The following is a 23,806-nucleotide window of genomic DNA, read 5'->3' as shown; positions in this document are numbered from 1 at the left end:
CCTTATGTTCAGAACTACCCGCATTATAGTAAGAGCGATATTTTCACCAGAGAAGAATATTATGATATTTGGAATAGAGCCAGCATCTCTTTGAATTCAGTTGTACCACTCACCAAGTTCATTGTCAGCTCTGAAACAGAGTCATTATAGTATTTGTCGTAGAACAGACTGACTTTGAATTCACTTATCACCTGCAGCTCATTTTCATTCACGTGGTAATAAAGGTGTATATCACCAATCTCTAGGCCCATTTCGCCACTTTCAAAAACAGAAAGGAAATGAACGAACTCCTTCTTTCTAATCATTTAAGGTTAGCTTAAAAGGTTCTTTTCTTTAAGCCAGTCAAAGATTGTCTGGTCAACAGGCGAGACCAAATCCCTGTCCTTGTAACTTAACCAGACAACTTCAGCTATCTCACCTGATGCTATCGGAGTACCTGTATAGGAACCAGTATAACAAGTCATCTTGACCTGCACCCCTTCTGCATGACTATCTGCCTGCGCCTGGAATATTCCGACAAAGTTGATGCTGTCCTCTATCACTTCAACATTCAGCTCTTCCCTGATTTCTCTTGAAAGCGTTTCAAAATCACTCTCACCCTCTTCACGCTTCCCACCTGGAATATAATATCTTGTTATGCCTTTACTTCTGGTGCTAAGAATCCTGCCGTCCAGTATCTCCAACAAAGCCAGTTTGTCTATGATTTCCATGCTGAGGGTGATAGTATCAGTGGTTCTCATCAAAAAACTCTTCTCCATTAATGAAGAACCTAAGCTGCTGTCCCCTTACGGTCATCTTGAATGTAGCACAGGCTATATCATAAGCGCTCCGTATGGAAGTGGCTTCTATCATTAGCTTCTCATATTCAAATGGGAACATCTCATCTGTCAGGGGATTAGGACCTGGCTCTCTGATAATCTCTACCTTGTATTCGTTAATCATTGCTCTCCGTTAAGGTCACTAAATTAGAAATATAATTTCAGAACACACGGTTGTAAAATTGATATGCTGGAATGGGCTTTAAAAAGCAAAAAAGGACTGAAACTGTGAACAGGCTGAAGATAATTGGCGGAATAGTGTATAGGTTAGGAATTGTTCGGACGGATGGATGGAGATAAGATGCTTAGTACAGCCTTGAATGTGAGCAAGTAGAAGTGGAATAGCAAGGACTATGGTTCTAGGTTCTAATCTAAAGGACTTTCTTTACTCTGTTTTCAACTGCTTACAATAATATGCTAAGTTAAGACATTAAAAGGTGTTATGTTTATTTCTGTACATTGTAGCGTAGTCAGCATATGACATTAATGTAATACCAAACAATTCCTTCCCATCTAGCTTCTCATCAAACCGGCACAACATTACAACTGTGTTGCCATCAGTGTAGTTGGAACAAGAGAACCCATTGTCCATAAGGGATTCATCGTACTTGAAATTCTTGCCAGGAAGTGCATTTTTTAATGCAGTATAGGCTGTGTTACTATCAGTGAAATACCTTACACGAATTATATCTAGGAGGTCAGCCTTGAAAATACTGACTTTTACTGCACCCCCGACATTATTTGCATTCTTTTCCCATACCAGTTCTATCCAACCGGCCTCTGTCTTTTTTGATTCTGCTAATGACCAACCTCTATCAGGTAGGTATTCATTTATTCTAATCTCCTTGTTCTTCTGAAGCAATAACAGCGCATCCAAAGTTATTCCTTGTGATAGTGCACTAGATGAGAGTATAGTAATATATAATAGGGCAATTGATATAACCTTGTAAATCATTACTGTAAATGTTTGTTCAAAAAATTGAATAGCTTTTTGCATATCACGCTCACATATGAGCATATAATCAGCAAGTAAGTAAATATTTTATTTATATAATATTTAGAATTGTTTGAACAGCCACATACTTATTGTTGACTAATTTATGCGACACGATGTTAATGGAGGAATCTTCATCATAAATGTATACAGTAAACATATTTCCATGCCTATCTTTCATTATAAGCCCATTCTCAGTATCCTCATCATATCTTAAGAAATCCAGGAATAATTTATTTCGAGTACCTTCTTTCGCATCTGTATACTCAACCACTAAGCTTTCATTTAATGAGTTATAAGTTATCTTTAAGCTTCTCCCCATAAGCACAGGTTCACTGATAGGTTTGTCAGAACCAACATTAAAGAACATCAGGTGCATGGCATCTGCCTTGTAATTCGTGGTTCCTTGTTGTCCAAAAGCAGATAGGGATAGGATTGTCAGAACAAGTAACGAGAAAAATCCCTTCATAAAACTAATTTGCATAACTACATACCTTGTCTTTGGTTCCTGTCATATTTCCAGTGGTATATCATATTATCCTCACCTACATAAAAGCTGTAGTTATGAACAACAGTTATATAACCTCCCATAGTCTGTAAGTAGGCTCGTTTTAATTTTTCAAACTTAATAATCTCACCTCCATTACCATCAGAGGTTGTTACAGCAGGTGTACCCCACTTTAAGAGCAATTGATGCTTAGTTGCTCCTATCCAGGAATCCATTTGTTCCTTAAGCTGTATTTGGTCTTGAGACTGACTAGTATTAACACTTCGCTGTGGAGTGTAGGAGTAACAGCTATTTAATAATAGTGGAACTACAAGTAATAAAGCTTTTAATTTCATAGAGGATAAATAATATTGAATGTAGTAGTGTCTAATTAACAAATATAATGAAATGTGTATACTTATAATAGGTATATATATTTAATGTATAATTTTAGAGTGTAATATTTAAAGCTTATAAATCTCAACTTTCGTCTATGAAGAGCGAAGAAGAGATACTTAAAGCAATAGGGAACAGACTAAAGGCTATTCGAATAGAAAAGGGATACACCAGTTATGAAACATTTGCTATAGACCATGGACTAGGCAGAATGCAGTATTGGAAATTAGAGAAAGGAGAAACTAATCCTACAATGAGAACTTTACTGAAAGTGCTAGCTATTCATGATATGACACTTGAAGAATTCTTTTCTGAAGGTTTTAGTAAATAACTAAACTGCCGATAGGGCATTGTTCTAATGTTTCTGGGTTAGCTATATAGTCAAACTAATTAGTGTCTACTTCAAGATTCTCTATTGCTCTAATAACTACAACTAGAAGAAAGATTAAAAAGCAGAATAGTGGTATACACTACTCTGCCTTGACCAATAGCTATTGAGTCATTGCTACGTTCTTTCAGTGGTTTGATTTTAAGGAGTAACCGTCTCATAGAATGTAGCCAAGAAATTCAGCATAACTCCTTTACTTATTATCTAACTATATGCTGTGACCACGAATCTGGTTGGTGGTCTGAAAATGAAGTTGTGGTGTGGGTAAAGCTTACCTTGAATAAAGAACAGGATAGTGCCTGTGTCCCAACTAAGCACCTTATCCACCCGTTTTTTCTCTCCTTCACAGATGCTGCGAACAGCCCTAGTACAGATAACATAGAAAGGGCAGTACACTCTCTGAAGCTTGAATTTAGATAGGAACAGACAGCTATCTGAAAACTCATTTGGTTCTGGATGCAACAAGTATTTTGTAATCATATTAACTTTTGTACAGGTAAAACAAAAGGGTAGCTGTAAATGGCTACCCTTGATTACTAAGCTTCTGACTTCAATTGGAAGACCTCTTGTTCCATTGTTCTGTCAGTTGGATTATAATAATAAGTATAATTGAGCATAACTGTTTCTCCTGTCCCAGGGATGATATACTCATATTCCTCACACTCCATCTTCTCAATGGTGCCTGGCAAGGTCTTGCCAATCAGCCCCTGACACATAATGTCGTTGAAGGTGCATGAGATGGAACATTGCTTGGCTGTGGCGTAGAACCTGCCTGATACCTTGGATTGAACCATCTCTATCTCACCCTGTAGGATGAGTGCATTAAATTCATTCTCGGAACCACTATTCCGTTTCTCATAGTTGATAACTGTTACCATATTACATTTGGATTGAATGTTATGCAAGGGGGACATCCCCAAGTCAATGGTAAGAGGGGGAGAGCCGGGGGTATCATCCGTCGTAAGTGCTGACTCAAAAAATAAATATTTAAAAATATTAGAGACTAGTCTAAAGGAACAGATGAATAGCAGGGATGCAAAACCGCTATAATATTTGTTATAGACTGAATCTGTTCTGTCTTTCTGGAACAGTGGTTTAAGGGCTATTAGATTAAGCTAACATCTGTGAGAGCTTAAACCTTTGGGCTAAATTACAGATGTCCTAAAAACTTCTTCCTAAATTTGAATCCTTATCATCAACTAACTGATAGCCTCTACTAATAATGAGAGTTTTCTTACCTGCGAACTTAGACCTCACTGCTCATCTGCATAAGTACCCCCCTGTTAACGTCCAAAATTTCAAGCAAGATAGATTGGTATACCTGCTAAGCCTACTGATTTCAGTTCCAGCAGAGAACAAAGCTATGTTAGAGAATTCGAGGGCATGGGTAAGGCTCTACAGTAAGATTCTGGAAAGAAGGGTACACAATTATAGGCAGTATTTTGAATATGCTGCTGGTCTTCATAATCCCAATGATTCGGAGGCTGCTATTATTGAAATCCTAGAATCATATGCAAAAGGCATTTCAAAGAGCTACCGCTTTAAGCATCCTTATAATAGTGTATTGATGCCTGGGGAATGGACAATTACTAACAGAGCATTACTTAGAAGCTTACAAAGGAGACACCAGGCGCAAATGGCTTCAGTTGTAGCACTGTACCCCAATATTGTGAAATGGTTTGATGCAAAAAGACTGAAGATTGATTCTGAAGGAGCTAAGAAATATGCTGAAGTTATAAGAAAGCAGAATCAAGCAGAAGTAGATGCTTATATGTGGGATATTATTAGTACTGGAGGTGCAATTAGCGATGAGATGAGTAAGAAGCCTGACCCAACTCTACAATACGTTTCTACACTTCTCAATATCCACAAGATAGAGGAAGGATGGTTTTTCCTGTCAGTAGACACTAATGTACGTAGACTTCATTCTAACTTAACTAATCTTAAAAGCGAAATACGTCATTTCCTTACTTATGATGGAAAGAAGCTGGTCTCAGTTGATGTTAACAATGCGCAACCCTTACTTAGCAAGGCTCTTTTTAAAATCGACTTTCTTGCTGACCCGTCAACTAACCTGAATGAGATAATACCAACTGATGCTAAAGAACAAGAACAGGAATTAGGTATGGATGATACTAGTGATGGGGAGGAACAACTCGAAAATATAAATGTTGATTATCACTTCGAAACCGCTGATTTGGCAGTTGCAGAAAAGAGTTTAGCAGTAGAGAGGAGGGAGCGTGAATTCTTCCATTTGAGCACTGTGGCACCTGAAATCCATACGATATTATCCATTCCAATTACCAAGAAGTCAAAGTTACATAAAGGCGAAAAACCACAGACCACATATTTAACAGACATTATAAACTCCCTCATTATGTTCGAAGAAAATTCGAATGATTATAATAATGTTGATATTGTTCAATTCTTTGAATTAGCTTCGGCAGGTATCCTTTATGAAGAGTTTGCAAGGTTAATGCAGGAAGCAGGCTATGAGTACAGCAGTAGGAAACATGCTAAGTTAGCTTTGTTGCTAGCCCTTTTTACTAGTAATAGTTTTATCAACTCAGTTGAGGCTGCACCTAAAAGAATGTTTAAAGGTATTTTCCCTTCTGTTTACAGGCATTTTACTCTCTTTAAAAGGCAGGATAAATCCATATTAGCAAGATTGCTACAGTCTATTGAATCATGGCTTATCCTAGAGCAGATAAGTGAAAGATTAAGCAATGAATACCCAGATGTGCCTATTTTCACTGTTCATGATAGCATTCTTACCACTGAAGGTAATGAAGAACTTGTCAAGTTGATAATGGAAGAAGAAATTGAGAAATATTTGGGCTTAAAACCTACTCTTAAGGTTGAATTGTTAACTCCAGAACTTCTATTAGGAACTTAATATTATAATTGCTGAAACTTTGTAAGTTTCTAACTTAAGAAGTTGTAATATAAACGTAGAAATTAAGGAAGTATGAAAATAGTGTGTGATACCAATATATGGTACCATCTTGGAGAGGATGAAGCTTTATTCCAAACAGTTAAGGATTTACCACTTGCGCCTAGTTTTATCAATATTTATGAACTAACCAAAACACCAAACTTCTTAGGTAATGAAGAGAAAGTAAGGTCTGCCATACAAAAAATGTTTTACTTTCAGAAGTATGCCATTTTCGAACCACCATTTATTCATGTTGCTAAAATGCATAACAGTTTTGATTATGATTTAGAAAGGGAAGTTGGGGTTTATTTGAAATTTACTGAATTAGTAGCTAGAGGGGAAACCATTCGACCAGAGAAGTTAGAGGATTTCAAAAAATTTATTGAGCTTAAAAGGTTAGACCTAGAGAAAGCAAGTTCTGATTTTAATGAGATAGCTGTTAAAGTTAAAAGAGAAATAAAAGATAAGAGGGTGCATAGTAATCAGGATACTTCTGGGATTACTGGTGCATTCATTAACTTTTGTGTTGAGTGGGCAACTGGTGGGAAGTATAATTTAGAAGGTTTTAATCTTAATAATATTGAATTACTCATAAGAGTTCTAGACCTGTTCTTTTTAAGAATGGAAGTAAGCTCGATGAAAATTGGTGCAAATGATTGGAATGACTTTGCAATACTCTCATATGTTCAGCCAGGTGATAAATATTGGACAAAAGAGAAAAGATGGCTTCGATTAATAGCTGAAGCAGGAATGGAAAACTATATTCATGCCTAAAGTGTGTTTACATAACTACTAATTTTTATTTTGAGTATGGTCTATTTCTCTAAGTTGCACCAATGATGATGATATTACTTCATCTGTTACTTTCGCATACATTTGAGTAGTGGTAATATTATCATGCCCCAATATCTCTTTTACAACTTCTAATGGAACGCCATTTAGAAGGGCTACAGTGGTTGCAAAGGTATGCCTCCCTATATGCACAGTTAATCTCTTTGTAATGCCACAGATGTCCGCTATTTCCTTCAAATAAGCATTGAACTTTTGGTTGGATGGGATTGGTAATAGCCTCCCTGTACTTAAAACTTTCTGGTTCCCTTTATACTTGTCAATAATCTGTTCAGCTAGGGGTAAGAGGGGTATCCTACAGGGATTTCCTGTTTTCTTTCTCGAAATAAATATCCAAAACTTCCCATCAACCCCTTTCCTAATATGGTTCTTGCTGAGTAAAGCTGCATCCCCAAAGGCTAGGCCCGTGTAACAGGTAAATAGAAAGAGGTCCTTGATGGTGTTAAGCCTTTCATTGTTGAAATCCTTGCCTTCTATCTGTTCCAGTTCCTGTTTGTTTAAGGGTAATACTTTTACCTTCTTCTTCTTGATGCTATACCTGATAAAAGGGTCTTTCTCCAGGTACTCATGATGCAGGGCTATGGTAATGACCTTGCGTAGTTTCTGCATGTGCTTGATGCAGCCATTCTGCGTACAACCACCTTTTGTTTTCAGGTACAGCTCATAATATGTGATGAACTGGTAATTCAGTTCTTTAAGGGCTATGTCTTGGGCATCAGTCAAGGTCTTTACAAACTTGTGAATCTGTCTTTGGGATGCCAGGTAGTTCTTATAGGTACTCTCCGTATAGTCTTTGCCTACAAGAGCCTTGATATTCTCTACCATCTTATCAAATAAGGATAGGAGCATAGGGGAAGAAATCCTTGATCCTGACAAGAGGTTCTTTATTGTCTTAGCGGATACATCCTGTTCCGAAGTTAGCAGTTCATTAAAGAGGTTTCTGCACTTAAGTTCCAGGTTCTTAATGTCCTTGTTAATGGCTTTAGCCTGTGCTGATTTGCCTGAGACCAAGCCCATCCTGTTATCCCAGAGAGAGGGGTAGATATAATGCTTGGTGGAAAGTTCTACAGACTGGCTGTTGACTGTTATCCTGAGATAAATGGGAGCTTCCCCTGCTTTGTTAGCTCTTGCTTTCCTGATTAAAGGATGTACTGAAAATGTGTTCACTGTATGCATAGTTCTGGTTCTTTTTAGAAGCCCATCTTTTAACTAGTTGCATAGCTATTAGTGATTTATAATCAGTGAATTACAAGGATTTCAGTGAACAGTTTTATCTGTGCTGTTTTGTTCACTGGACTGTTCACTCTTCTTTGTTCCCTGACAGAAGGTAAAACAGCATTAAGGACATTAAAAAGCCCTGCAAGAACATACTTACAAGGCTTTCTATTGTACTTGTGCACCCGAGAGGATTCGAACCCCTAACCCTCGGAGCCGAAATCCGATATTCTATCCAGTTGAACTACGGGTGCAGGACGTGTGCAAAAATAGAAACAAAGCTGATAAAAGGAAACAATCAGGCCAAAAATGTAAGAGATATTCGGGCTTATAGTTTCTATAGTTATTTATAACGCTGGCTGGCAAAACATTACAACCTAAAGTAAAGTTTATTATATTTTAATTGAGAACTACAAACCCAAAACAAAAGCTATGGAAAAAGTATATACGGCAGAAGTAACTGCCACAGGAGGTCGTAGAGGCTACGTAAAGTCGTCGGATGGGGTATTGGAGATGCAGCTTTCATTGCCGGAAGGGCTGGGCGGAGAGAAGAATAAAACGAACCCTGAACAGTTGTTTGCTGCCGAATATGCCGCCTGCTTTCAAAGCGCCTTGTTGCTGGTGGCTGGTAAACACCATGAGCGTTTAAACCCGGAATCAACAGTTACGGCGCACGTCGATCTGCTTAAAAATGAGAATGGAGGCTATGGTCTGGGGGTGAAACTTGAAGTAGACCTGAAAGGAATGGATAAAGAAAAAGCCCGCCAAATGGTAGAAGAAGCGCATCAGGTATGCCCATACTCCATTGGTGTGCAAGGAAACATTGAAGTGCAACTGGAAGTTGTTTAAGTTAGAAAGTTAAAAAGTTTGGAAGTTAGAAGGTTGCAGAGCATGTATGATATTGTGTTGTACTTGAGATATGGGAACGTAAATTAGCACAACTTACCGAATGCTGACGAACTATAGATACTTAACTTTTTAACCTTCTAACTTTCCAACTTTCTAACTTCCCCAAACTATAAAAAGAAAAGGGCTGCCAAAACTGGCAGCCCTTTTCTTTTTATAGTTAAGGAGACTAGGCTCCTACTTCTGCTAATACTTGTTTTACTTTTTCAGCAGCTTCTTTCAGGGCTACTGCAGAGTAAACTTTCAGGCCAGACTCGTCGATGATGCGGGCTCCTTCTTCAGCGTTTGTACCTTGCAGACGAACGATGATCGGAACACGGATGTCACCAATGTTTTTGTAAGCCTCAACCACACCATTCGCAACACGGTCGCAACGAACGATACCACCGAAGATGTTGATCAGGATAGCCTTTACGTTCGGATCTTTCAGGATAATGCGGAAACCAGCTTCAACTGTCTGTGCGTTAGCGCCACCCCCTACGTCAAGGAAGTTAGCAGGCTCGCCACCAGAAAGTTTAATGATATCCATAGTTGCCATTGCCAGACCAGCACCGTTCACCATACAGCCAACGTTACCATCAAGCTTCACATAGTTCAGGTTCGAGCGGCTTGCTTCTACTTCCAACGGATCTTCTTCAGATTCATCGCGCAGGGCAGCCAGGTCTTTATGACGGAACAGAGCGTTATCGTCTAAGTCAACTTTAGCATCTACCGCCAGGATCTTGTTATCTGATGTTTTCAGAACAGGGTTGATCTCGAACATAGAAGCATCGGACTCTACGTATGCTTTGTAAAGGCTGGTGATAAACTTCACCATCTCTTTGAAAGCCTCGCCTTGTAAGCCAAATGCAAAAGCTATCTTGTTTGCCTGGAAAGGACGCAGACCAACAGCAGGGTCGATCCACTCTTTAATGATCTTCTCAGGAGATTTTTCGGCCACTTCTTCAATGTCCATACCACCTTCAGTAGATGCCATGATCACATTCTGACCTTTTGCGCGGTCAAGAAGAATACTCAGGTAAAACTCTTTCGGATCAGACTCACCAGGATAGTAAACATCCTGTGCAACAAGTACTTTCTGTACCAGCTTGCCTTCAGGACCTGTCTGGTGCGTTACCAGTGTCATACCTAAAATCTGGTCAGCAATTTCTTTAACCTGGTCAAGGTTTTTAGCCAGCTTTACGCCACCACCTTTACCACGGCCACCCGCATGTATCTGTGCTTTAATAACATGCCAGCCTGTACCGGTTTCTTCGGTAAGCTTCATAGCAGCTTTAACAGCCTGCTCAGGCGTTTCAGCCACGATGCCTTCCTGTATGCGTACGCCGTAGCTCTTTAAAATGTCTTTACCCTGATATTCGTGTATGTTCATGCTTTCAGTTTTAATGGACGCACGAAAGTACGGGTTATTAGCCTTAAATTCAAGTAATGGATTTTTAAAATATTGATGCTTTGTTCCGGTCTGATCAAACTATAGTTATATAACCGAAGTAAATGTTGCAGCCATAGACACAACCACACTTTACAAATACTTTAAATGGTAGCATTATACTGCAAAACTTACCAGGTCAGAACGCTATAGTTAGTCGGCTTTAATGACAATGCTTACATTATAGTTCGTGCTTTTACCTAAGGTTTTAGTGCCAGTAGAATGCTGTCAGGGCTATCATAAAATTTTAATCAGAATTTTGCCATTAAAAAGTAAGGTAGGAGCTGTTTAAGATAACAGCTATAGTTAAAATAAATGAGCCCGGCTTCTCTGGCATGAATATAACTATAGAACTGTGCATTCCTGCGTAAATACCACCCAATACTATGAAAGCTAAATCCGGCAAAAATTTTGTAGCTTTGATGCTGGCATAGTTTCATTTCACAACTATAGTTTTTACAGCGTGCTGCAGGTATCAAACATTCATAAAAAATACGGTTCACTTGAAGTCCTTAAAGGCATTGACCTGACAATCGGTACAGGCGAAGTTGTTTCTATAGTTGGAGCTTCAGGGGCAGGTAAAAGTACGCTTTTGCACATACTGGGTACTTTGGATGGAGCCGACTCCGGGGAAGTGCTTTTTGATGGAAGAAACATCGCCAAAATGAATGCTACCGAGCTGGCAAGATTCCGCAACCGCCATATCGGCTTCATTTTCCAGTTCCATAACCTTTTGCCGGAGTTCACGGCGGTAGAAAATGTTTGTTTACCGGGTTTCCTGGCGGGGCGCAATGAAAAAGAGGTTACGGAGCGCGCCAAAGAGCTGCTTACCATGCTAAACCTGTCGCACAGGCTTAACCACAAACCTTCTGAAATGTCGGGTGGGGAGCAGCAGCGTACTGCGGTGGCACGTGCCCTTATTAACTCACCGCAGGTAATATTTGCCGATGAGCCAAGCGGTAACCTGGATTCTAAAAACGCCCAGGAGCTGCACGACATCTTCTTCAGGCTACGCGATGAGTTTAACCAAACCTTTGTTATCGTTACGCACAACGAGCAGCTTGCCTCTATGGCCGACCGTACGCTGGTAATGAAAGATGGCCTGATCGTACAGGAAGTGCTCTCCAATCAGAGCTGATTTCTGAATTGTTAAATTGCTGATGGTTTAATTGTTAGGTCTGCTATAGTATCAGCTATAGTTAAGACGCAAAGTGTTACATCTCTACATCAGGCCAATCTCAGCTGGCGCCGGTATCCAGCCGGTGCCTCCCAGTGTAGGCGAGTCTCCAGAACTTGCCTGGCTATAGTTGCGAAACAAAGCTGAACTATGGTTAGGCCTATTGCTCCGTAGCGGAGACGCAAAACCTTGTGCCTCTACAATCTTATTTCCCAAACTCCCAACTCTTCAACTCTCAAACTATAAGCCTCTCTTAAACTACAAATCCCATTACCCGTAAATACCTTTTACCCTTTACTCTTTTAGCCAGTGCTTGCACAGCTTTAGTAATGGTACTAAAAATTTTAGAAAAATAATTATAACTACCTGATAATCAGTGTTATAAATTGAGTGATTTTTTGCGTTTTTTGCACCATTTCTATAGCCGTTGTGTTTAGATATTGTACTTAAACAAACAAAGCTAATAGAGATGAACCAGACAAATAAAGAACTAAAAGTACAGAAGCCTAAGGTCGAAAGCTATGACATTTCGAAGTCGGATGAAACATTGCATCTGGCGGTAGACCTGGCGAAATTTATCAAGGAAAACAGACTGTATCAGAATATACAGGGGAAGGAATACGTGAACGTAGAAGGCTGGCAATATGCGGGCTCGCGCTTAGGTATTCTGCCGGTGGTGGAACATGTAGTAAACATCAGTACTGATGATGAAATAAAATACCAGGCAAAAGTAAACCTGCTTGACTTACGCAGCCAGTTGGTGGTAGGAGCAGGTTTTGCGATCTGTTCCAGCAAAGAGCAGGGCAAGAAATACTACCAGGAATTTGCAATCGCTTCGATGGCACAAACCCGTGCGATTGGTAAAGCATACCGAAATATTCTGGCCTGGATCATCAGGGCTGCCGGTTACGAACCAACTCCTGCCGAAGAAATGGACTATAGCGGCAACGAGCCGGCTAAAGCTAAAGATGTGGCAATTCCGACAGAGAAGAAAGCCACTATGCGTACAGCACAAGCTGCAGCCACCGCTGATAAAGAAGCTGAAGAGCAACCAAATGGCAGTGTACGGTATGCATCTGCCAAGCAGAAGGAGGAGATCATCCGTTTACTGAATTACCCGGTTATCACGCGCCAGGAGAAAACAAAGATGTTGCTGAACATCAACCGTTTCGACGAGGAGCGTGCTGCACAAGCCATCGAGAAACTGAAAAAAGTGATCGAAGAGCGTGAAGATGGACAATCAGCAGCTGCCTAAGCACAGAAATTGATTAAAAGTTAAAAGCCTGGTTCATAACCAGGCTTTTTGTTTTCTATACCCATCTGGTCAAACTATAGCACCGAACAATTACATAACAGCTTACCAAAAAATCTATAGTGCTATAGTTTCTGTAGTTTTCCTTCAGGGCTATAGTTCACTTGGCCGGTATCTACCAGCTCGCGTAGCAGGTTTGTTATTGTCTCTCCGTCTTTAGCAGCAAATTGTTGCACCAACTCTTTGGGCAGGTAAGGCTTTTGGTGGAGCAGTTCCAGCAGTTGCCCGCGCAATTTGTCCAGTTCTTCGGTTTCGCGTTGCTTTTTGCGTTGTGCCAGGCAGTAGTCGCATATCCGGCAGCTTGTATCATTGATCTCGTTAAAGTAAGCCAGCAAGAGTTGGGTGCGGCAGCGGTTCGTGTTTTCGACATACCTGCCCATCGCCTTTGCCTGCTCAAGTGCACGGCTGCGTAACTCTTCCAGCTTTTTATGGTTCAACGGCAGGTTTAGTGCATCCTGCCGGGCTTTGGTGAAGATGAGCTGTGGGGCGTCGTTTTGAGCTTCGTAAACTATAACCTGTAGTTTATGCAGGTACTGTAGTTTGCGCTTAATTTCCTGTTCGGGTTTGTTCAGCTGCTCAGCCAGTTTCCGTTCCGATATCTTAACAAAATTAGAAAAGGCTTCGCCTCCGTACAGGCGCAGCACCATCCGCAACAACGCATCGTGCTCCGGGTTCATTACCTGAAACTCGTAAAGCGCAGTATTATTGAGCTGAATGAATAACCGAGACGGACTATAGTAACCTTCTGAAAGCTGCACATAGCCTTCGCCTTCCAGCCGCTTCATGGCATGGTGTGCTTCCAGTGTCTTCAGTTTGTACTGCTTGGCAAAATCAGCCAGGTCGAAGTTGAAGCTGCTCATGGCACCGCTGCCGACTGCCAGCTGGTAATAATTGGCAAGGCACTGGTATACACGCCTGATCAGTTCCAGTGGCGGATGTGCTTCCTCTACTTTCTGGTGTAGGTCCGAAACATCACTGGGGCCGTACAAAATTACCGCGTAACTATATTTTTCGTCGCGACCTGCACGACCGGCCTCCTGGTAATAGGCTTCAAGGCTCTCGGGCAGGTCCAGGTGAACTACCAGGCGCACGTCCGGTTTATCAATACCCATCCCAAAGGCGTTGGTAGCCACTATAACCCGAACTTTATCATCTATCCAGGCTTGCTGTGCCGCACTGCGCTCTTCAAATTTTAAACCTGCATGGTAGGCCGCCGCCGAAATGCGCCTGCTTTGTAGGAATCTAGCCAACTCCACGGTTTGCCTGCGGCTTCGCACATACACTATGCTCTGTCCTTGCATGCGCTGCAGAATTTCCAGCAGTCTGGTAACCTTGTCTTCAGTATAAAGACAGGAGTAAGAGAGGTTAGCGCGGGCAAAACTCTTTACAAATACATTCTGCTTCTTAAAAAGCAGCTTTTCCTGTATATCCTGGCGCACCTGTTCGGTTGCTGTGGCAGTAAGGGCAAGCACTGGCACATTGGGTAAAAGTTCGCGCAAGTCAGCTAACTGCAGGTAAGGCGGCCTGAAGTCGTAGCCCCACTGTGAGATACAGTGTGCTTCGTCTACAGCCAGCAGGTTCACCTTCATGCGTTTCACCCGCTCCTGGAAAATATCGGTTAGCAGGCGTTCCGGCGAAAGGTACAGGAATTTAATGTTGCCATACACACAGTTGTCCAGGGCAATATCAATCTCGCGTCGGTTCATGCCTGAGTAAACTGCAAGAGCAGGAATGCCTCGCTTCTTAAGCTGTTCCACCTGGTCTTTCATCAGGGCAATAAGCGGTGTTATTACCAGGCAGATTCCTTCTTTGGCCATGGCAGGGACCTGAAAACACACAGATTTACCACCACCCGTTGGTAAAAGAGCCAGTGTATCGTTGTCAGCCAGCACAGAGCGAACAATATCTTCCTGCAGCGGTCTGAATTGCTCGTAGCCCCAATAAGTTTTCAGGATGTGGTGAATGTCTTGCACAGGCAGCAAATTTGGCAACGAAGATACTAATTATTCAACCTTAATCTGCAGCTCAAGGCTCAGCCCCTATTAATTTGGGGCCAAAGGCAGGTATAGGAGGATGCATAGATAGTAAATATTCTATTAGAAATTTTCGATATTATTTTGTGATATATTGTTAGTTTATGGTGTTTAATGGTCATTAAAAAGTATGCGCTGGCCCCTCTAAACTATGTTTCTACTAAAATAATTACTAAAGGATGTTTGCCATTTATAGATTGCGTATAACATTTTACAGAATACAATTTAATACTTAGTGATAGTATTAAACGCTTTATTTACTGGCTAATGGTTATGAGAGTGATTTTGGAAGCGCGCATTCGGGAAGAATCGGTGGACGAAGCCAAAGCGTTCTTTCAGAAAGTCATTCCAGGTGCCAGGCATTATGAGGGCTGTCTGTATAGTGATCTTTTTCAGAATGAGAATGAGCCGACTTCGCTGCTGATGGTGGAGGACTGGGAGTCGCAGGACCATCATAAAAAGTACCTGGCATGGTGCACAAAGTCAGGAATGTTGCACGAGCTGGTTGGGTTCCTTTCGGGGCCGCCTAAACTGAGCTACTATCACATCCTGAACTTTTAAATAAAAAAATTACTGTGTACAATGTAACGTATGGGGTCGGAAAAGCATCTTTGATAGGGAAACTATAAGTCCGGGTTTGCACAGAACTCGTCTGAATTTTGAAAAGTGTTAAAAGATAAACTCCTTTTGAGGTAGAGGGCGAAAGGAGCTAACAGGTACAATTACTGGCAACAGTAATTGTACCTTGTTTTTTTATAGCTGTTTATACTTTGGGTTTATCTAAAATAAGCACCAGGTGCTGTGTTGCGGGTGCAAAACCCTGTTGCTGCCAGAAACTAAGTGCAGCCTGATTCTTAACAGATACCTGCAGCTCAATGTGGTCTGCTCCATTATCCTGTAACCAGTTGCTGGCCGCTTCAAAAAGGTCTTTACCAATTCCCCTTCCCCGCTGTGTACTCCGGACTATAGTTTCAGCAATGTATCCTTTCCGGCTTAGCTCAAATCCAACTATAGTTTTCCGTATCTGGCAGATGATCATGCCTAGCCATTCGCCGTTCTGTTCATAGGCAAATACCTGCGTTCCCTTTTCTTTTATCCGACTCAGCAGTTCGGTTTTCAGGGCTTGCTGGTGGTTGGGTTTGCACTTAAAAATCTTGTGGTAATTTTGGTGCTGTTGCATCAGTTCCAGCCAAAGCGGAAACAGCTCATCTATATCATCCGGGGTAGCTTCTACAATCATGTTTTAAAAATACTTTTTCAGATCGGATGGTGCATTCAGGTTTACATCGTAGCGGGGCACATTGCCAAACCCATAGGCGGCATAAACAAACGGCGTTCCTGCTTTGGCGCTTGCTTCGTAGTCTCCGTTTGTATCGCCCACATAAACAGGTCTTTGCAGGTTGTTTCTGCTGATAATATCCTTTAGGTTGTCGCTTTTAGGGTTTCCCGTTCGGCCGGAACATTCATGGTCACGGAACAAATGGCCAAGCCTGGTAAAGTCGTAAAACGCTTCGATGTAGCCATCCTGGCAGTTGCTGACTATAAACAATTTGTATTTGCCATGCAGATACTCCAGCGCATCCTGCATGCCATCAAACAAGGTGCCACCGTACTTTTTCAGGTGCTCCATTTCCTCCCGGCCACTTATTTCCATCAGCTCTTTTTTCTGCTCATCCGTTAGGTCCGGGAACAGTTTGTTATAGATCAGGTCGTGCTGCATACCGGCTACATTCCGGATGTCGTCCTTGGTTATTTCCTGGATGTCGAAATCTATTTGTTTGCGGGCTGCGCGCCAGGCACGGGCCACTGTTTCGGTAGCATCCCAGAGCGTGCCATCGAGGTCAAAAATCAGGCTGTCGGTTTTCTCTAACATAAGCTTACTTACTTCGTTTCTGGATCAGGGTAAATAAAGGTCACTTCGTAAATTTTCCCTTCGCGGATCCGGTAAACGGCAATGGCTTCTATACGTGGTTTGTTTTTGTCGGTCTGTACGCGTTCATGGTCTATCACCACATTGCCCGATACAATTCTGTTTACCAACTCACAATGCAAGTCCGGAGTTTCTGCAAACTTCTGGCCGTAGCGTTTCCGCATTTCTTCTTTCCCCTGGTAGCTGAGCACGCCGGGTTGCCGGTATACTTTTACATCGTCGGTATAAGCTGTCAGGAAAGTTTCGATGTCGCGGTTGTTGTATGCCAGCAGCTGCACGGTGGCAGGTGCTTCAGTGCCAGTAGTTTTAGGCGTTACCTGCCCGATGGAAGTATGCATAGCCATAAAAAGAACTATAGTTAGCAAGTAGGATTTCATGCCCGAACTTAGGTAAATTTCTGTAAATCCTGATGCTGCAGCCCGCGTATACGCCATTTATGTTAGAAGAACTGATCATCCGCACGCTTTGCGACACTCTGCCGGCCACACCCGCCGATGCCCTATTTTTGTTTGGCCAGACCGAAGATAACCAGGAAGCCGCTTTTGCTGCTGCAAAGTTGTTGTTACAGGAGAAGTATACTGCCCGGGTGCTCTTTTTAGGTACCGAAGCGATGAGCGGCTACCCGGGCGGCTCGAGTTGGAAGGCTGCTATGGTGGAGAAAGGCATTCCCGAAGATAGCATGGAAATGATCATGCCCGTACCTGCTAATACCGACATGCTGCACACCGGCATTGAAGCCAACTCGCTGGTAAAGCATGCAAAAGAACGCGACTATCGTTCGGTTATAGTTACTGCAGCCCCTTTTCAGCAGCCCCGTGCTTTTATGGCCGCCGCAACGGCCGCAATGCGCCTTTACCCGGAACTCAGAATCTATAGTTTGCCCGGAAAACCACTGCCGTGGCAGGAAGTAGCCGTGCATTCACAAGGCAAAGCTGAAAGCACCCGCGCCGGTTTAATTGCCGGCGAAATGAAACGAATAGAGAAGTATAGTAAACAAGGGGATTTAGCTACGGTTGCAGAGGTGTTGGGGTATTTGAATAAAAGGGATAGTTAGGGGTAGTATACCGTTCGTCATGTCGAGCGTCTGCCGAGGCATCTTATATGCCTATAGTTAACTTCTATTGTCATTTCGAACAGCGTGAGAAATCTATCTCAGTCTATAGTTCTCTTTTGTCATCCTGAGCGATAGTCGAGACATCTTATATGTCCTTTAGTTGAAGATTCTTCCAACCTGCACCAAGCTATAGTTTCAAACTGACTCTATTCCTGGGAGCTTTACTGACCTATGGTTCTATAGATACTTTGGTGCGCTCATGGCCGCGGGGCCCCGTCTTCGGGCATCGCGCGGTGTACCTTTCTTTTGCTCGTTCCTCGCAATGCCTGGCGGCACCAGAAATCTACAAGGCGCTCAACCCAAAGACTGAGATCATTCGATAGCAAGTGTTCCTATAGTTTGTTGAATGGCTATAGTTGCATCGCCTTTTCGTGGTGGTAGTTTCGTGGGCCAGGCTGCGACCTGTCCGAATCATAGGCTGTAACTATAGAACTATAACTGGTGAAGTAGTAATGGCAGAAAATTCCCCTCCCGGGAGGGGTAGGGGTGGGTTAAATGCTAACAATAGCACTCTAGCTCAGCTCCAATCCTGAAAATCCTAAAATCCTGTAAATCCTTATTCAGACAAGTTTTACCCCTCATTGTCTTCATAAAACTCGATCAGCGAACCGAAGTACACGTTATCCCAGCCTTCAACTATATCATCATAATCCTGGTCGGGGATGTTGGTGTGACGCAGCTCGGCGGAGGTGCCGTATTTGTGCGGGTGTAGTTTTATAGTTACAATCGAGGGCTCTTCCTGCTCGCCGAAGTACCATTGCTGCACCAGCTTTTTACCTTCTTCAAATTCCAGGTTTTTGCCAACTATACTGCCTTCGAATAATGAGAATTCGGAGCCGGGTTCGGTACTCATTTCAGCTTCTTCGCCAGACCAGGCTTGTATGGTGAGCGGGTTGGTGAGAGCGGCGTATACCAGTTCGGGCTCGGCCGGAATAATGTAGTATTTCTTATAGTCTTTCATGCTTATTTTTTGGCAAAGGTTTGGATGTACAGTTCTTCTACTTTCTGGCGGGCCCAGGGCGTTTTACGCAGGAATTTCAGGCTGGAGTTTATGCTGGGGTTATTGTTAAAGCTGTTGATGTTGATCTTATAGCCCAGTTCGTCCCAGCCATAATAATCTACGAGCTGCACCAGTATGCGCTCCAGTGTTTTGCCGTGCAAGGGGTTGTTCTTTTGTTCTTCCATAGTTCTGACTCATGCGCTGCTATCTACGTGTGCAGCTAATGGGAAGGCAAGTTATAAAGAAGTAACAGCCTTTGCTTGATTTTTCTGATGGTACCATACCAAAGCCGATCTGTACAACCTTTTGTCACATCTTAAGTTAAGAAACTATAATAAAGCTAATTTAAACTATAACTATGAAAGCATTTGTAGTAAACGAACCTGGCGCACCGGAAAGCCTTCAGCTGACCGAGCTCGATACGCCTATTATAAAAGACGACGAAGTACTGGTAAAGGTACGTGCCATTAGCATAAACCCAGTAGACACCAAAACCCGCGAGGGCAAATCGCTCTACAATACGCTGAAAGAAACTGAACCTGTTATTCTTGGCTGGGACATTTCGGGAGAAGTGGTGGAAGCGGGGGAGAAGGTAACTTACTTTAAACCCGGCGACGAGGTATTTGGGATGGTGAATTTCCCGGGGCATGGCAGAGCATACGCTGAGTATGTAGCCGCACCCGAAGCACACCTGGCACACAAGCCCGCTAACATACCGCACCACGAAGCCGCCGCCGCAACTCTTGCTGCTCTTACTGCCTGGCAGGTATTGGTAAACGAAGCCGATATACAGCCGGGTCAGCGCGTGCTGGTGCATGCCGCTGCCGGTGGTGTGGGACATTTTGCGGTACAGATCGCCAAATATTTTAAGGCTTTTGTAATTGGCACCGCATCCAAAGAGAACCACGATTTTATAATGAACATGGGAGCAGATGAGCAGATCGATTACAACGAATATAAAGTAGAAGACGTGGTGATGGATGCCGATATTGTACTCGACTCGCTGGGTGAGGAGAATTCGCTGCGCTCGTTAAAATGCCTGAAGGAAGGCGGTAAACTGATCTCTATACTTGGCGGAGCAAAAGAAGCGGTGCAGGAGGAAGCCAAAAAGCGGAATATTGAAGCCAAAAATTACCTGGTGCACTCCAGCGGCGAAGACATGGCAAAGATCGCGGATCTGATGAGCCAGGGAAAACTGACAGCACACGTATCGCATGTGTATGATTTCGAAGACATAGCCAAAGCCCACGAGCAGGTAGAAACACGCAAAACACGTGGCAAAGTTATAGTGCATGTAAGCTAATCCAAACTATAGTTCATACTTAATTCCAACATCATGACACAAACCAAAAACCTGGAAGTATGGCTTCGCGGTCCCGTAGCCGGTGTACCTGCCTTGTTACAACCGGTGGCACACGCACTGTTGCAGGCCCGCGACGAAGTAGAGAATTACATGCACGAGTTTCCGGAAGACCTGATGTGGGAACGGCCAGCCGGGGTAGCATCGGTGGGGTACCACCTGCAGCACTTAACTGGCATCCTGCAGCGCCTGCTTACTTATGCTCGTGGCGAAGCGCTTTCTGAAGAACAACTGGCCTACTTGTACGCCGAAGGAAAACCCACCGAAGCCACAGCCCAGGACCTGGTCCAGGCTTTTCACGAACAGGTAGATAAGGCACTGGAACAGATCCGGCAAACCGATGAAAATACTATGACCGATGTACGCAGGGTAGGCCGGGCGCAGGTAGAATCTACAGTGATAGGCTTGTTGTTTCATGCCGCCGAGCACAGTATGCGTCATGTAGGCCAGTTGCTGGTAACCGCCCGCGTGCTACGCGGACAGGCAAACGGCGCGTGACTATAGTTTATTTCTTATGTAGCAAACTCACCCCTAACCCCTCCGAGGAGGGGAATTTCTTTTAAGTTACGTAAACTTATGGCGCGAGCGTCCTCGCTCGTGACGAACTATAGTTTGGGCCTCTGGCCCAGTCGGATTACAAATCCGACATTATAGAACGGCGCGGATCTATGATCCGCGCCAGCATATCTTTGTTGACAGAAGCAAAATTCCCATCCTCGGAGGGGTTGGGGTGGGTTATCACACCATGAAATCCCAGCCCAACTACTCCAGCCCAAACACCCCTGAAAGGTTCTCCATATACTTCTGACCTGACCCGGTATTCAGCAGCAGGATCTTTTCTTCAGGCGAGATAAGGCCGGACTCCAGTAATTTGCGGGTTGCCATCCAGACTGCTGCACCTTCGGGTGCCACAAACAATCCTTCTGCTGCGCCTAATTCTTTCAGCCCTGTTACCATTTCAGCTTCTGTAATACTAACAGCCGTGCCGCCTGAATCCTGGATGGTTTGCAGCATAAGTGCTTCGCCTAAAGGGCGGGGCACCGCCAGGCCGTTGGCTATAGTTGGTTTTCCTACATAGTTCTGTGCGTTGGGCTGACGGCCCGCTAAGGTTTCGATAAGTGGCTGGCAGTTGGCGGCCTGTACGGCAATCATGCGGGGTAATTTTATAGTTTCATCTAACCAGCCAAGTTGCTGCATTTCCTTAAACGCTTTCCAGATTCCAATTAAACCGGTACCGCCGCCAGCAGGGTATAGGATCACATCGGGCAGGGTCCAGTTTAGTTGCTCGGCAATTTCGTAGCCCATTGTTTTTTTCCCTTCCAGGCGGTACGGTTCCTTTAGCGTCGATACATCCAATAGCTCGCCACTCTGGTTCAATTCTTTTACTTTGGCAGCACAATCGTTTATCAGGCCGTCAATCAACACCACTTCAGCACCATACCAGTAGCATTCTTCCTTAAAGGCTTTTGGCGTGTGGCGGGGCATTACTACGGTTGCACGCATACCGGCTTTGGCGCAGTAAGCAGCCATGGCTACACCAGCATTACCAGCAGTTGGTATAATGCAGCCTTCCACACCATGTTCTTTTGCCTTTGAAATGGCCATACTCAGCCCGCGGGCCTTAAACGAACCGGTAGGGTTTTGGCCTTCATCTTTCAGCAACAACGTGCTTAGCTCGTACTTTTCGGCTAAGTTTTTAAGCGTAAGGATGGGTGTAAAGCCTTCACCCAGACTCACGATGTTTTCCGGATGCAATACGGGCAGCATTTCTTTGTAGCGCCACATGGTACCTTCGCGCTTCTTCAGTTCGGATTTCGGGAAGTGAATGCCTTTTAAATACTGCGCCAGCAGCGGCATGTGGCAGCAAGGCGAAACGGTCTGCTTTTGAAAAGCGGAATAAGGGGTACCACAACGAGAGCAGGTCAGGGTGCTAAGGTGGCTTATCTGGTTATCGAGTGTCGTCTGCATATCTGAATCTGTGTACGGCAAGAAGCAGACAGGATATGACGAAACAAAATGGCAAATTGGAATAGGCTATGCCCGTTTGGAATAATGGCGTTTGGTAAATTGTATGAAACTTTTGTAAGGAAAATTGCTTTCAGTGCCTTTGCGCTGTATAAAATTGAAGCTTCGTACCACCTTCAGGTCTTTTATAGTTACTTCAACCAGTTCGCCGGTCTGTAGTTCCTTCAGCACAGCCTGGCGGGGTAAAAAAGCAAGACAGGTATCAACGCGCACAAAGTTTTTCAGGGCTTCGGTGCCACCCAGTCGGATGCGGATCGGCAGCGCCCGTAGGTCAATGTTCTTTTTCTCCAGCGCAGCTTCCAGCACGGCCAGCGTTCCGGAACCGTGCTCGCGCAGGGCCAGCGGAATATCGTACAGGTCTTTTACTTCTAGCTGTTGTTTTTTAAGCGGGTTGCGTGCCGAGCAAACGGCTATCACATCATCGGTCAGGAAAGGGGTGTAAGTTACGTTGCTTACCTTGCTGATGCCTTCCACAATGCCCAAGTCCAGTTCATGGTCGAGCAGGGCTTTCAGGATGTTTTCGGAGTTGCGGTTGCGGAGTGTAATATTTACGCTAGGGTTTTGTTGCAGGTACGCCGACAGCACCGGTGGCAGAATGTACAGCGAAATGGTGGTGCTGGCACCCAGCAGCATGTTTACCTGCGGCGAAAAGTTCTCGTTCAGTTGCTGAAACTCATGGTAAAGCTCGTGCTGCAGTTGTTTGGCTACCAGAAGTTTATCGTAAAGCAGTTTGCCGGCAGGCGTCAGAATGATGGTATTTCCCAGGCGCTCAAACAAGCCGGTCTTATAGTATTCTTCCAGCGCCTTTACCTGCTTGCTAAGTGCTGACTGGCTGATAAACAGCGTTTGGCTGGCTTTGGTAAAGCTAAGCAGCCGCGCCACTTCCATAAAAATTTCGTGTTTATGCGAGAGCATGTAGCAGCTAAAATAAGTGCGTAACTATAGTTTGTTGTACGTACGGGTGCTGTAACTATAGTTGGTCCGGCTTCATAAAATCAAAAGCGCCTTTGCGCAGGTTAATACCATGCTCCAGGTAGGCTTTCAGGCAGGCCAGGAAGTTGGCCCAGCCGGCTGTGTTGCCTTTTAACCAGTTCAGCCCTTCTTCGTTATTATCCATTTCCTTTTCGGTTATAGTTACCACCGTAGCATTGTCGCCTTTTGGGGTAAGCGTCATCTCTACCAGAAGCTCGGTGCCATCGGTGCCATCCCAGTAGTAGGAGATATACTTATCCTGTTCCACTTTGCCCACCCGCACCGGGAAGGTCTCATCAAACTCGGGGAATTTCCAGGTTACCGTTTTGCCTTCTTCCATCGGTCCGGAGGCTTCCGAAATAAAATAGTTCGACATTTTAGCCGGATCAACTATAGCTTGAAACACTTCGTGCGCCGGTTTCAGGATTTGCAGGGCGGCCTGGATGTGGAGTTTCTGGGTAGTCAT

At 43.7% G+C, this 23,806-nt stretch carries 29 protein-coding genes and 1 tRNA gene; 10 read left to right on the top strand and 20 right to left on the bottom strand.

The genetic code is table 11. The annotated features are described in order from the left end of the window. Window positions 1–59: 59 nt before the first annotated feature. The 6 genes from GXP69_RS16670 to GXP69_RS16645 form a co-directional block, all read right to left on the bottom strand. Window positions 60–305 carry a hypothetical protein gene (locus GXP69_RS16670; protein ID WP_163916399.1) on the bottom strand — a complete coding sequence of 82 codons (246 nt, stop codon included), beginning with the start codon at window positions 303–305 and terminating at the stop codon, window positions 60–62. A gap of 6 nt (window positions 306–311) precedes the next feature. After that, window positions 312–710: an NUDIX hydrolase gene (locus tag GXP69_RS16665; protein WP_204282068.1), complete on the bottom strand. Its 399-nt coding sequence runs from the start codon at window positions 708–710 to the stop codon at window positions 312–314. A 16-nt stretch (window positions 711–726) separates the two neighbouring features. Beyond that, a complete protein-coding gene (locus tag GXP69_RS16660; RefSeq protein ID WP_163916397.1) occupies window positions 727–942 on the bottom strand; it encodes a hypothetical protein in 216 nt (71 codons plus the stop codon). A 306-nt stretch (window positions 943–1,248) separates the two neighbouring features. Next, window positions 1,249–1,773 (bottom strand): hypothetical protein, encoded by a 525-nt coding sequence (locus GXP69_RS16655; protein ID WP_163916395.1) that lies wholly within the window; start codon window positions 1,771–1,773, stop codon window positions 1,249–1,251. A 91-nt stretch (window positions 1,774–1,864) separates the two neighbouring features. Beyond that, the gene (locus GXP69_RS16650) at window positions 1,865–2,281 is read right to left on the bottom strand and encodes a hypothetical protein (protein WP_163916393.1); all 417 of its coding nucleotides are present in this window, start codon (window positions 2,279–2,281) and stop codon (window positions 1,865–1,867) included. 17 nt (window positions 2,282–2,298) lie between these two features. Continuing rightward, window positions 2,299–2,655, bottom strand: coding sequence for a hypothetical protein (locus GXP69_RS16645; protein WP_163916392.1), 357 nt, complete (start codon window positions 2,653–2,655; stop codon window positions 2,299–2,301). A gap of 137 nt (window positions 2,656–2,792) precedes the next feature. On the opposite strand from GXP69_RS16645, the gene GXP69_RS16640 reads away from it, so the two are divergent. Continuing rightward, window positions 2,793–3,026, top strand: coding sequence for a helix-turn-helix transcriptional regulator (locus tag GXP69_RS16640; protein ID WP_163916390.1), 234 nt, complete (start codon window positions 2,793–2,795; stop codon window positions 3,024–3,026). Window positions 3,027–3,619: 593 nt separating this feature from the next. On the opposite strand, the gene GXP69_RS16635 is transcribed toward GXP69_RS16640, so the two are convergent. Continuing rightward, window positions 3,620–3,961: a hypothetical protein gene (locus tag GXP69_RS16635; RefSeq protein WP_163916389.1), complete on the bottom strand. Its 342-nt coding sequence runs from the start codon at window positions 3,959–3,961 to the stop codon at window positions 3,620–3,622. A gap of 485 nt (window positions 3,962–4,446) precedes the next feature. Here GXP69_RS16635 and GXP69_RS16630 point away from each other — a divergent pair, with 485 nt between their 5' ends. After that, window positions 4,447–5,979, top strand: a complete 1,533-nt coding sequence (locus GXP69_RS16630; protein ID WP_163916387.1) for a hypothetical protein — start codon at window positions 4,447–4,449, stop codon at window positions 5,977–5,979. Window positions 5,980–6,051: 72 nt separating this feature from the next. After that, window positions 6,052–6,792 (top strand): lipocalin/fatty acid-binding family protein, encoded by a 741-nt coding sequence (locus GXP69_RS16625; RefSeq protein WP_163916385.1) that lies wholly within the window; start codon window positions 6,052–6,054, stop codon window positions 6,790–6,792. Between the two features lie 18 nt (window positions 6,793–6,810). On the opposite strand, the gene GXP69_RS16620 is transcribed toward GXP69_RS16625, so the two are convergent. Beyond that, window positions 6,811–8,043, bottom strand: coding sequence for a site-specific integrase (locus GXP69_RS16620; RefSeq protein WP_163916383.1), 1,233 nt, complete (start codon window positions 8,041–8,043; stop codon window positions 6,811–6,813). A gap of 219 nt (window positions 8,044–8,262) precedes the next feature. Next, window positions 8,263–8,336 (bottom strand) — tRNA-Arg (locus GXP69_RS16615). Window positions 8,337–8,514: 178 nt separating this feature from the next. Here GXP69_RS16615 and GXP69_RS16610 point away from each other — a divergent pair. Next, on the top strand, window positions 8,515–8,931 hold the full coding sequence (locus GXP69_RS16610; protein ID WP_163916381.1) for an organic hydroperoxide resistance protein: 417 nt from the start codon (window positions 8,515–8,517) through the stop codon (window positions 8,929–8,931). Between the two features lie 226 nt (window positions 8,932–9,157). Here the strand turns inward: GXP69_RS16610 and sucC are convergent, their stop codons facing one another. Next, window positions 9,158–10,360 carry an ADP-forming succinate--CoA ligase subunit beta gene (gene sucC / locus GXP69_RS16605; protein WP_163916379.1) on the bottom strand — a complete coding sequence of 401 codons (1,203 nt, stop codon included), beginning with the start codon at window positions 10,358–10,360 and terminating at the stop codon, window positions 9,158–9,160. A gap of 520 nt (window positions 10,361–10,880) precedes the next feature. On the opposite strand from sucC, the gene GXP69_RS16600 reads away from it, so the two are divergent. Further along, entirely contained in the window at window positions 10,881–11,555 is a 675-nt protein-coding gene (locus tag GXP69_RS16600; RefSeq protein WP_163916377.1) for an ABC transporter ATP-binding protein, read from the top strand. A gap of 84 nt (window positions 11,556–11,639) precedes the next feature. On the opposite strand, the gene GXP69_RS16595 is transcribed toward GXP69_RS16600, so the two are convergent. Beyond that, window positions 11,640–11,810 carry a hypothetical protein gene (locus GXP69_RS16595; protein WP_163916375.1) on the bottom strand — a complete coding sequence of 57 codons (171 nt, stop codon included), beginning with the start codon at window positions 11,808–11,810 and terminating at the stop codon, window positions 11,640–11,642. 253 nt (window positions 11,811–12,063) lie between these two features. On the opposite strand from GXP69_RS16595, the gene GXP69_RS16590 reads away from it, so the two are divergent. Then, entirely contained in the window at window positions 12,064–12,849 is a 786-nt protein-coding gene (locus GXP69_RS16590) for a hypothetical protein (RefSeq protein ID WP_163916373.1), read from the top strand. A gap of 122 nt (window positions 12,850–12,971) precedes the next feature. On the opposite strand, the gene GXP69_RS16585 is transcribed toward GXP69_RS16590, so the two are convergent. Next, on the bottom strand, window positions 12,972–14,879 hold the full coding sequence (locus GXP69_RS16585; RefSeq protein WP_163916372.1) for a RecQ family ATP-dependent DNA helicase: 1,908 nt from the start codon (window positions 14,877–14,879) through the stop codon (window positions 12,972–12,974). Window positions 14,880–15,212: 333 nt separating this feature from the next. Between GXP69_RS16585 and GXP69_RS16580 the strand changes: the two genes are divergently transcribed. Continuing rightward, window positions 15,213–15,500 carry a putative quinol monooxygenase gene (locus tag GXP69_RS16580; RefSeq protein WP_163916370.1) on the top strand — a complete coding sequence of 96 codons (288 nt, stop codon included), beginning with the start codon at window positions 15,213–15,215 and terminating at the stop codon, window positions 15,498–15,500. 202 nt (window positions 15,501–15,702) lie between these two features. Here the strand turns inward: GXP69_RS16580 and GXP69_RS16575 are convergent, their stop codons facing one another. From GXP69_RS16575 to GXP69_RS16565, 3 genes are read right to left on the bottom strand one after another with little or no spacing between them, the layout of a single operon-like run. Beyond that, window positions 15,703–16,179: a GNAT family N-acetyltransferase gene (locus GXP69_RS16575; RefSeq protein ID WP_163916368.1), complete on the bottom strand. Its 477-nt coding sequence runs from the start codon at window positions 16,177–16,179 to the stop codon at window positions 15,703–15,705. Between the two features lie 3 nt (window positions 16,180–16,182). Then, complete coding sequence (locus GXP69_RS16570) at window positions 16,183–16,812, bottom strand: HAD family hydrolase (RefSeq protein WP_163916366.1); 630 nt, start codon at window positions 16,810–16,812, stop codon at window positions 16,183–16,185. An 8-nt stretch (window positions 16,813–16,820) separates the two neighbouring features. Beyond that, window positions 16,821–17,246, bottom strand: a complete 426-nt coding sequence (locus GXP69_RS16565; RefSeq protein ID WP_163916418.1) for a nuclear transport factor 2 family protein — start codon at window positions 17,244–17,246, stop codon at window positions 16,821–16,823. 59 nt (window positions 17,247–17,305) lie between these two features. Here GXP69_RS16565 and GXP69_RS16560 point away from each other — a divergent pair, with 59 nt between their 5' ends. Then, entirely contained in the window at window positions 17,306–17,923 is a 618-nt protein-coding gene (locus tag GXP69_RS16560; protein WP_163916364.1) for a YdcF family protein, read from the top strand. 631 nt (window positions 17,924–18,554) lie between these two features. Here the strand turns inward: GXP69_RS16560 and GXP69_RS16555 are convergent. After that, window positions 18,555–18,944 (bottom strand): SRPBCC domain-containing protein, encoded by a 390-nt coding sequence (locus tag GXP69_RS16555; protein WP_163916362.1) that lies wholly within the window; start codon window positions 18,942–18,944, stop codon window positions 18,555–18,557. Between the two features lie 2 nt (window positions 18,945–18,946). Continuing rightward, the gene (locus GXP69_RS16550; RefSeq protein ID WP_163916360.1) at window positions 18,947–19,168 is read right to left on the bottom strand and encodes a VF530 family protein; all 222 of its coding nucleotides are present in this window, start codon (window positions 19,166–19,168) and stop codon (window positions 18,947–18,949) included. Between the two features lie 173 nt (window positions 19,169–19,341). Between GXP69_RS16550 and GXP69_RS16545 the strand changes: the two genes are divergently transcribed. Further along, window positions 19,342–20,286 carry an NADP-dependent oxidoreductase gene (locus tag GXP69_RS16545; protein WP_163916359.1) on the top strand — a complete coding sequence of 315 codons (945 nt, stop codon included), beginning with the start codon at window positions 19,342–19,344 and terminating at the stop codon, window positions 20,284–20,286. Window positions 20,287–20,319: 33 nt separating this feature from the next. Next, a complete protein-coding gene (locus GXP69_RS16540; protein WP_163916357.1) occupies window positions 20,320–20,841 on the top strand; it encodes a DinB family protein in 522 nt (173 codons plus the stop codon). A 264-nt stretch (window positions 20,842–21,105) separates the two neighbouring features. Here GXP69_RS16540 and GXP69_RS16535 read toward each other — a convergent pair whose 3' ends face one another. The 3 genes from GXP69_RS16535 to GXP69_RS16525 all read right to left on the bottom strand — a co-directional run bounded on the left by GXP69_RS16535 (window position 21,106) and on the right by GXP69_RS16525 (window position 23,806). After that, a complete protein-coding gene (locus GXP69_RS16535) occupies window positions 21,106–22,311 on the bottom strand; it encodes a threonine synthase (protein WP_163916356.1) in 1,206 nt (401 codons plus the stop codon). 66 nt (window positions 22,312–22,377) lie between these two features. Further along, on the bottom strand, window positions 22,378–23,283 hold the full coding sequence (locus GXP69_RS16530; protein ID WP_163916354.1) for a LysR family transcriptional regulator: 906 nt from the start codon (window positions 23,281–23,283) through the stop codon (window positions 22,378–22,380). 55 nt (window positions 23,284–23,338) lie between these two features. Then, window positions 23,339–23,806, bottom strand: a complete 468-nt coding sequence (locus GXP69_RS16525) for an SRPBCC domain-containing protein (RefSeq protein WP_163916352.1) — start codon at window positions 23,804–23,806, stop codon at window positions 23,339–23,341.

Origin of the sequence: Pontibacter burrus (assembly GCF_010686685.1) — a bacterium.
Classification (GTDB): Bacteria; Bacteroidota; Bacteroidia; order Cytophagales; family Hymenobacteraceae; genus Pontibacter; species Pontibacter burrus.
This window is presented reverse-complemented; position numbering and strand designations above follow the sequence as displayed.

Coding starts and splice junctions, on each gene's coding strand:
- GXP69_RS16580 (WP_163916370.1), top strand. CDS start 15,213: ATGAGAGTGATTTTGGAAGCGCGCATTCGGGAAGAATCGGTGGACGAA.
- GXP69_RS16545 (WP_163916359.1), top strand. CDS start 19,342: ATGAAAGCATTTGTAGTAAACGAACCTGGCGCACCGGAAAGCCTTCAG.
- GXP69_RS16650 (WP_163916393.1), bottom strand. CDS start 2,281: ATGAAGGGATTTTTCTCGTTACTTGTTCTGACAATCCTATCCCTATCT.
- GXP69_RS16535 (WP_163916356.1), bottom strand. CDS start 22,311: ATGCAGACGACACTCGATAACCAGATAAGCCACCTTAGCACCCTGACC.
- GXP69_RS16620 (WP_163916383.1), bottom strand. CDS start 8,043: ATGCATACAGTGAACACATTTTCAGTACATCCTTTAATCAGGAAAGCA.
- GXP69_RS16565 (WP_163916418.1), bottom strand. CDS start 17,246: ATGAAATCCTACTTGCTAACTATAGTTCTTTTTATGGCTATGCATACT.
- GXP69_RS16550 (WP_163916360.1), bottom strand. CDS start 19,168: ATGGAAGAACAAAAGAACAACCCCTTGCACGGCAAAACACTGGAGCGC.
- GXP69_RS16555 (WP_163916362.1), bottom strand. CDS start 18,944: ATGAAAGACTATAAGAAATACTACATTATTCCGGCCGAGCCCGAACTG.
- GXP69_RS16590 (WP_163916373.1), top strand. CDS start 12,064: ATGAACCAGACAAATAAAGAACTAAAAGTACAGAAGCCTAAGGTCGAA.
- GXP69_RS16640 (WP_163916390.1), top strand. CDS start 2,793: ATGAAGAGCGAAGAAGAGATACTTAAAGCAATAGGGAACAGACTAAAG.
- GXP69_RS16570 (WP_163916366.1), bottom strand. CDS start 16,812: ATGTTAGAGAAAACCGACAGCCTGATTTTTGACCTCGATGGCACGCTC.
- GXP69_RS16625 (WP_163916385.1), top strand. CDS start 6,052: ATGAAAATAGTGTGTGATACCAATATATGGTACCATCTTGGAGAGGAT.
- GXP69_RS16645 (WP_163916392.1), bottom strand. CDS start 2,655: ATGAAATTAAAAGCTTTATTACTTGTAGTTCCACTATTATTAAATAGC.
- GXP69_RS16635 (WP_163916389.1), bottom strand. CDS start 3,961: ATGGTAACAGTTATCAACTATGAGAAACGGAATAGTGGTTCCGAGAAT.
- GXP69_RS16630 (WP_163916387.1), top strand. CDS start 4,447: ATGTTAGAGAATTCGAGGGCATGGGTAAGGCTCTACAGTAAGATTCTG.
- sucC (WP_163916379.1), bottom strand. CDS start 10,360: ATGAACATACACGAATATCAGGGTAAAGACATTTTAAAGAGCTACGGC.
- GXP69_RS16560 (WP_163916364.1), top strand. CDS start 17,306: ATGTTAGAAGAACTGATCATCCGCACGCTTTGCGACACTCTGCCGGCC.
- GXP69_RS16610 (WP_163916381.1), top strand. CDS start 8,515: ATGGAAAAAGTATATACGGCAGAAGTAACTGCCACAGGAGGTCGTAGA.
- GXP69_RS16525 (WP_163916352.1), bottom strand. CDS start 23,806: ATGACTACCCAGAAACTCCACATCCAGGCCGCCCTGCAAATCCTGAAA.
- GXP69_RS16660 (WP_163916397.1), bottom strand. CDS start 942: ATGATTAACGAATACAAGGTAGAGATTATCAGAGAGCCAGGTCCTAAT.
- GXP69_RS16665 (WP_204282068.1), bottom strand. CDS start 710: ATGGAAATCATAGACAAACTGGCTTTGTTGGAGATACTGGACGGCAGG.
- GXP69_RS16575 (WP_163916368.1), bottom strand. CDS start 16,179: ATGATTGTAGAAGCTACCCCGGATGATATAGATGAGCTGTTTCCGCTT.
- GXP69_RS16670 (WP_163916399.1), bottom strand. CDS start 305: ATGATTAGAAAGAAGGAGTTCGTTCATTTCCTTTCTGTTTTTGAAAGT.
- GXP69_RS16655 (WP_163916395.1), bottom strand. CDS start 1,773: ATGATTTACAAGGTTATATCAATTGCCCTATTATATATTACTATACTC.
- GXP69_RS16530 (WP_163916354.1), bottom strand. CDS start 23,283: ATGCTCTCGCATAAACACGAAATTTTTATGGAAGTGGCGCGGCTGCTT.
- GXP69_RS16540 (WP_163916357.1), top strand. CDS start 20,320: ATGACACAAACCAAAAACCTGGAAGTATGGCTTCGCGGTCCCGTAGCC.